6 protein-coding genes are annotated in these 7,292 nt (G+C 57.5%); all 6 read right to left on the bottom strand.

The features are described from left to right. Positions 1–24: 24 nt before the first annotated feature. Positions 25–2,184, bottom strand: a complete 2,160-nt coding sequence (locus JCM15831_RS18600) for an FAD-linked oxidase C-terminal domain-containing protein (RefSeq protein WP_232228155.1) — start codon at positions 2,182–2,184, stop codon at positions 25–27. Beyond that, positions 2,154–3,071, bottom strand: coding sequence for an FAD-binding oxidoreductase (locus JCM15831_RS22870; protein WP_232228156.1), 918 nt, complete (start codon positions 3,069–3,071; stop codon positions 2,154–2,156). The genes JCM15831_RS18600 and JCM15831_RS22870 overlap by 31 nt, the downstream gene beginning before the upstream one ends. Before the next feature lie 151 nt (positions 3,072–3,222). Further along, positions 3,223–3,561 carry a hypothetical protein gene (locus JCM15831_RS11475; protein WP_025824375.1) on the bottom strand — a complete coding sequence of 113 codons (339 nt, stop codon included), beginning with the start codon at positions 3,559–3,561 and terminating at the stop codon, positions 3,223–3,225. A 110-nt stretch (positions 3,562–3,671) separates the two neighbouring features. Continuing rightward, positions 3,672–5,084, bottom strand: coding sequence for a HAMP domain-containing sensor histidine kinase (locus JCM15831_RS11480; protein ID WP_025824376.1), 1,413 nt, complete (start codon positions 5,082–5,084; stop codon positions 3,672–3,674). An 18-nt stretch (positions 5,085–5,102) separates the two neighbouring features. Then, the gene (locus JCM15831_RS11485; protein WP_025824377.1) at positions 5,103–5,783 is read right to left on the bottom strand and encodes a winged helix-turn-helix domain-containing protein; all 681 of its coding nucleotides are present in this window, start codon (positions 5,781–5,783) and stop codon (positions 5,103–5,105) included. Positions 5,784–5,904: 121 nt separating this feature from the next. Further along, positions 5,905–7,086 (bottom strand): S1C family serine protease, encoded by a 1,182-nt coding sequence (locus tag JCM15831_RS11490; RefSeq protein WP_025824378.1) that lies wholly within the window; start codon positions 7,084–7,086, stop codon positions 5,905–5,907. Between the last annotated feature and the right edge of the window lie 206 nt (positions 7,087–7,292).

Here is a 7,292-nt window from a genome sequence, read left to right on the forward strand (position 1 = left end):
CAGGGTCGCGAGGGCCCCAAGCGTTCAGGAATGCAGCGTGTCACCGCGCAGGCGCTCTAGAAGAACGACCAAGGGATGGTCGAGCCCCTCGCCCCTGAAACGCTTGACCTGACTACGGCAGGAATAACCGCTCGCCAGGAAACGTTTCTCGCCCGGTCGATCGAGATGTGCTCCCCAGGATTGCTCGAAGATCGTGCGTGACGTGTCGGCGTTGCGCGCTTCATGACCGAAGGTTCCGGACATGCCGCAGCATCCTGTTTTCTCCAGATGAAGTGTCAGCCCGACACGGTGAAAGAGAGTCTGCCAGTCGGTCCCGGAACCCGCGAGGGCCGTCTTCTCGGTACAGTGACCCAGGAAGACGTGTTGCATATCCGGTATGTCGGCGGGTTTTTCCTGCTGAGCCAGCGCATCCAGCAGAAACTCCTGAGGCAATAGAACCTTTCCTGAGACCTCAAGCCCGGAAACCTTCTGATATTCCTGCCGGTAGATGAGCGTCATCGCAGGATCGAGCCCAACAACGGGAACGCCCGCCGCCGCAAATCTGCGGAGCAACTGGGCATTGCGTCTCGCCTGACGGGCGAACAATCCCAGAAATCCATGAACATGAAGCGGTTTGCCGCAGGCAAGGCTGTCGGCAAGAAAAACCCGATAGCCGCATCGCGCGGCCAGTTCGATCAGTGCACAGACAAGCGGCGTCTCGAAATGACGCGTAAACATATCCGGCATCAAAATGACAGCCCGGGCCTTTTCACTCTCTGAGAGGGCGCCGAGACGTTCAGGCGTTGCCGGTTGAACTGCCCATTGACGGCAGGTTTCCGCGAGACGGGCGCCCTGCATCGTCGGCATATCGACCAGACCGAAAAGACGTCGTCCCAGTGTCTGAACGACTGTCAGCCCTGTCGCAGCGTTGTAGAGTGGTGCGACGCGCGCCATCAGCGGCAAGGCGTATTCAATCATTCCCACCAGATAGTCCCGCAAGGGCCGCGCATAGCGCTGATGATAAAGATTGAGAAAACGCGCCCTGAAATCGGGCACATCCACTTTTACCGGACACTGGCTGGTGCAGGATTTACAGGCCAGACAGGAGGCAAAGCTGTCATAAACCTGGTGAGAGAAATCCAGGGGCGCTTTGTTCCGCCCTCGGAAAAAAGCCGTCACGCGTCGCTTGAGAGGGAGGCTTGCAGTCTCTAGCGCCTCGATATCGGCCCCCTCTCCTGTCTGCAAACGCAGCCACTCGCGGAGCAGCGAGGCTCGGCCCTTCGGAGAAAACCGCCGATCGCGCGTCGCCTTCCAGGAGGGACACATCGGGTCGTCCTGATCGAAATTGAAGCAGGCGCCATTGCCATTGCAATGCATGGCCGTTCCGAATTTCTGCCATACAGGATCGGGAATTTGACGGTCCTGAACGCCTCTTAACGGCACCTCATCCACTTTCAGCAATGCCTGCGCCTGTGGCGGCGCAGCGATCTTGCCGGGATTGAGCTGGTTATGCGGATCGAAGACCGCCTTGATCTTCTGAAGGCTCGGATAAAGCGGCCCGAAGAGCTCAGGGACATATTCGGAGCGTACACCTTTGCCGTGCTCTCCCCAGAGCGACCCGCCATAACGACGCGTCAAGGCAAAGACCGCATCACTCAAAGGGCGAATACGCGCTGCATCGACAAGGTTTCGCATATCCAGAAGCGGGCGCACATGTAAAACGCCAGCATCGACATGACCGAACATGCCGTAATCGAGCCCGTGTCCGTCGAGAAGGGCCCGAAACTCAGCAATGAAATCCGCGAGTTTCTCAGGCGGCACCGCCGTGTCTTCAACGAAAGGCTGAGGACGCGCCTCCCCCTGAACATTCCCCAGCAGCCCCACGGCACGCTTGCGCATGGCATAGACCTTCGACACGGCGACACGGCCCTCGGCAAGGGTATGGCCACAGCGCATCACAGTCGTATCCAGTCGCAGATGCGTCAGAAACCCCGCCACCGTCTCGCGCAAAGCCGCCTCGTCATGTCCGGCAAACTCGACGAGGTTGATCCCCCTGGCTGGCCCGGCCTCATCTTCAGGGAAATAACTTTCAACTGAGTCCCAGATGAAATCCTTCATCGCAAGACCGAGCACCTTTGAGTCGATCGTTTCGATCGAAAGAGGTCTGAGTCCGGTCAACGCCCGCGCATCGCGCAGCGCATCCATAAAACTGCCGTAGCGTATGTTGACGAGAACACTATGGCAGGGATTTCGAGCAGATTGAGCTTTGCCTCACTCAAAAAGCCCAGCGTCCCCTCGGAACCGCATATCAGGCTGGTAAGGTCGAAAGATCCGTCGTCATCGCGCAGATGGCGCAAGTCATAGCCCGTGAGGCAGCGATTAAGCGCCGGGAAAACGCGCTCGATCGTCTCCTTCTCCTTATCATGAATATCCGCCACGCAGGCATGGATCTGCGCCACGCGACTGGCTCCACGGCGCTGCCTCTCAAGCGCCGCATCGTCGAGCTTGACGCTGCGAAGCACCTCGCCCCCCAGCAAAACGGTGGAGAGGCCCAGCACATGATCACGCGTCTTGCCATAGGTGCAGCTGCCCTGACCGCATGCATCGGTGCTGATCATGCCGCCGATCGTCGCCCGGTTCGATGTCGAAAGTTCAGGCGCAAAGAACAGACCATGCTGCGCGATCGCCGCATTCAACTGGTCTTTCACGACGCCGGGTTCGACGCGCACCCATTTCTCGACGAGATTGACCTCCAGAATACGATTCATGTGCCGAGAGAGATCGACCATGATTCCGTCAGTCAGGGATTGGCCATTGGTCCCCGTTCCGCCGCCCCGAGGCGCCAGAACAATCTCTCGCCACTCAGGTCTTCCAGCAAGACGCGCAAGACAGACCAGATCCGTCTGATGCTCAGGGAAAACAACCGCTTCAGGATGGCGCTGATAAATCGAATTATCTGTGGCGTGAACCAGACGCGTATCATGAGCCGTCTCGATCTCCCCGGAGAAACCCAGGTCACGCAGCGCATCGAGAAAAGCAGCGTAAAACCCGGCAGTACCAGGGGTCTTGTCGAGAACAGCGATCATGGTCATGGCCGGTCATCCATCGTCAGCGACGCGCCAGAACGAGAACGGCAGAGCCGTAAGCGCGTGCCAACGCATTACCCCGAAGCTGTATCAGGTGCGATAGAGAAAGATGAGGCTCGCCAATAACGGGAAGACAGCAACGTCCTTCCCGGAAAAATCAGGAACGCATCAGAGCGACAAGAGCGCGTCGTTCCTGGGTGATACCGGAACGTAGGTGGCCATGAGCGCAGAGCGCTTCACCTTCACGCTCGAGATACATGACCTGACTGACAAGTGGCGGGGTCGCGGTGACCGTCTGGCGCAGGGTGCGATGAACCTTGCGTGCCAGAGTTTTACAATAATCCAGCGTATCGCTGGTAATTGCCATGGGGATCGCTTCCGAACGAGCTGGGGTCGTACGAGGTAACGTCGATGTCGCGGCTTCGGCGAGGCTGGCAAGACTGGCCAGCCCCAGAAAGCACGTAAGACAAAAAAGCAGGAAAGTTGCTTGGTTCATAAAAAGACATTGATCAGAAACGCATTGCAGCACGATGGGCGACGGGTGAAGAGTTTTTTATTCTAACATGAAACCATCAGCTTTCAGTCGTAACCCACCCGAAGAACGCCTCAGGCCCGATCACTTTCCTCTACCGGCAGGCTTAGAACGACACGCAAACCACGCTGGAGGGATTCGAGAGCCAGCGCGCCCCCATGCAGCTGAGCCACAGCCTGAACCAGCGACAGACCCAAGCCCGCGCCTGGCGTATTACGCGCCTGATCTGCGCGAAAAAAGCGCTCTGAAGCTCGGAGTAAATCCTCCTCCGACATCCCCGGTCCTTCATCGGTCACGCTGATCCTGAGCAGCTTGTCGGAGACACCCGCGCGCAACGTCACCGTCGTCTCCGCAGGTGAGAACTTGATGGCGTTATCGATCATGTTCGCGACGGCCTGCTGAATAAGCCGGGCATCTCCATGAAACAACAGCCGTTGCGGCAGATCGAGGGCAATCTGCAACCCTGCTTCTTCTGCCGTCGCCTCATAAAGCTCGGCAATGTCCTGCAAGGGGGCGATGAGATCTGTCGTCTCGAATGCCGCACGTCGTGCACCTGCCTCGATCTGAGCGATACGCATCAACGCATCGAAAACAGCCGTTACATGATCGAGGTCCGCAACCGCACGATAAATCGCTTCCTGCATGTCTTCAGTCGTTCGCGCATGGAGCGCCGCATCTTCAAGACGGTTACGTGCTCTGGTGATGGGTGTGCGCAAATCATGGGCGATGGAATTGGAAACCTGCTTCACCCCCTCCATCAATCTGGAAATGCGCTCCAGCATGCGATTGATTGAATGGGCAACCAGATCGACATCATTACCGACAAGCGGCATTCTCTGGCGCATGTCGCCGCTGGCCAATGCTGACGTGGTGCGCGCGATCGAACTGAGAATACGGCTGAAGATGCCGCGGACCACCCAGGCCCCGCCGATCGCCAGGGCCGTAACCATGAGCCATGACCATAAAAAGGTCTCGGTCAGCACCCGACGCAGGATGTCCCGCCCCCGGATGTCGCGGCCAACCAGCAACTGGAGACCATCCGGCAGAACATAGGCATGCATCGCTGCTGATGTCGTCGCCCCCGCACGGCTGATCTTGAGCGTGTAAAAACGATCGGCGCGCTGCACTTCGTTCGGCCATGAGGGCATGTTGCCCGCAAGACGCTTTCCGCCGGGCGTGATCAGCAGATAGAGATCCTGATCTTCAATATCCTGGTCGAGACGATCCTGGATGGCGCGTTGCAGGCTCGACAGACCACCCTGCATCCAGCGCTCTGCCAGACCATGTGCATCCGCATCGACAGCCTGACCAACTTCTCGTTCCAGCGCACCAATAGTGTGCCACCAGAGAAACGTCAGAAAAAGGGTCGCAGAGAGCGCGAAGACGAGCCCGTAGCCGAGGGAAAACCCTAGCCCGGCTGATCGAAAACGCCAGGCACGCTTCCACCACAGACGAAGCAGGGGAAAGCGCGACAGGCTGAATTTCATGAAGCCACGGCTTCCTGTCTAGTTGGCGCGCAGGATGTAACCTGCATTGCGGATCGTATGGATCAGCGCTGTTTCGAACGGCTTGTCAACTTTCTGACGCAGGCGCGAGACATGCACGTCAATCACGTTCGTCTGCGGGTCGAAATGATAATCCCAGACGCGCTCCAGAAGCATGGTGCGGGTCACAACCTGACCTGCGTGGCGCATCAGAAATTCGAGCAAACGAAATTCACGTGGCTGCAGATCGATCTTTTCCTCCCCGCGCCTGACAGTGCGGGACAACAGATCCATTTCAAGATCGGCAACGGTCAGCTTTGTCTGCGGAGCCTGCTCGGCACTGCCACGACGGGCCAATGCCTCTACACGGGCCAAGAGTTCGGAGAAGGCGAACGGCTTGGTCATGTAATCGTCGCCACCAGCCTTGAGACCGGCAACACGCTCATCAACATCGGCCAAGGCTGAAAGCAGAAGAACGGGAGTCGCGTTATTCTGCGCTCGCAGTGTCTCAAGGATACGCAGACCGTCAATACCGCCGGGGAGCATGCGATCCAGAATCACGATGTCGAAGTTTTCGCTTACCGCAAGGAACAGGCCATCTTTCCCATTATCGGCTTCCTCGACGAGATGCCCGGTTTCCCTGAGCCCCTTCACAATGAAGCTTCGGACGGTTGGATCATCCTCGACGAGCAGAATACGCATGGTCAGTCCTTGGCTTAGAGGGTTGCCCTGACGGACAGGGACACTACGGCCCTCACTTTGCAGTGACGTTATTATCTTTCAGTTACGCGTCAGAAGAAAGAGAGAAGAACAGCATCCGTGCCTATTCATCTGCATCTGCCGGACGTTTTCCGATAGGAAGCGTTATAGTAGCAACCTTTCCTTTACGGATTACCGAAAAAGTAACGGTACTTCCCGGTTTTCCTGCTGCGACCATCCGCAACAATGCGCGTCCATTTTCAACTGGAGCATTATTAATTGCCGTGATCTTGTCACCTTTTATCAAGCCCCCCTTTTGGGCCGGCCCGTTACGATCAACATCGACCAGCACGACAGAGCCGTCTCCATCGTCAAGCGTTACGCCAAGCCAGCCATGATCGACATGACCCGTGCGACGTATCTCCTCCACGATGGGAGCGACGATTTCCGAGGGAATCCCGAAACCGATGCCTACGGACCCTCCTGCGGGGGACACCATCGCTGCATTCACGGCCACAACCTGTCCTCGCATATTAAACGCGGGACCACCTGAATTGCCGGGATTGATCGGTGCATCGAGCTGAAGGAAATCATCCAGAGATCCAGCCCCCAGGTCGCGACCACGCGCAGACACGATGCCTGAGCTGACCGACGATCCAAAACCGAACGGGTTGCCTGCGACGAGGATCCAGTCACCGACATTGACCTTATGACTATCGCCCCAGGTCACATAAGGAAGCGGTTTAGGCGATTCGACCTTGATGACGGCAATGTCTGTCAGCGCATCCACTCCAACCAGCTTAGCTGGTAGCTCCTGACCGTTCGACAACGAGACTGTGACGTTGTCGGCGTCGCCCACCACATGGTCGTTCGTCACTATGATCCCTGAAGGATCAACGATAAAGCCCGACCCCGCCCCAAGAATTTCTTCCTGGTGACGCTGCATTTTTTCTCGATACCGTTTCTCGAGTGGCGTGCCCTTGATCTGGGCGGGAACCTTGCCGCCCCCTTCTGAGCTCGTCTGTGTGATCGCAATATTGACCACAGCCGGGATGACACGCTGCACCAGAGGCGCAAAGGAGAGTGGCCCCGACTGCACAAGCACGGGAGGAAGAGCCGGCGACCCATCTGGTACGCTCGCCTGAGCCGGAATCTTGACCGCGCTGGCTGGCGGAACCGTAGGAATAACAGGGTGACTTGGCTGTGGCGGCGGATGCGGCAGGAATTTTTCCAGAAACGCTGGAAGCGCATGGGCCTGCGATGCGCAAAACCCGGCAAAGATCAGGAGGGCAAAAAAGGCGCGCATCAACAAACCACAGACAGAATGACGGTGAGGATCATGGCTGCACGATAGCGCAGAAACAAAATGATTCCATCTACTTCTCTCGACAGGAAGAAGGCGCAACTTCTGTTGCGAAGAAAACAGGTTCAAGTTGATCTAGTCTCGAGAGCAATCTGTGATCTGCTCCGAGCCCTCCGGCTGCTTTGGCGCTGCGCGCACGGACAGTTTTT

It is taken from the genome of Asaia astilbis JCM 15831 (assembly GCF_000613845.1).
GTDB lineage: Bacteria > Pseudomonadota > Alphaproteobacteria > Acetobacterales > Acetobacteraceae > Asaia > Asaia astilbis.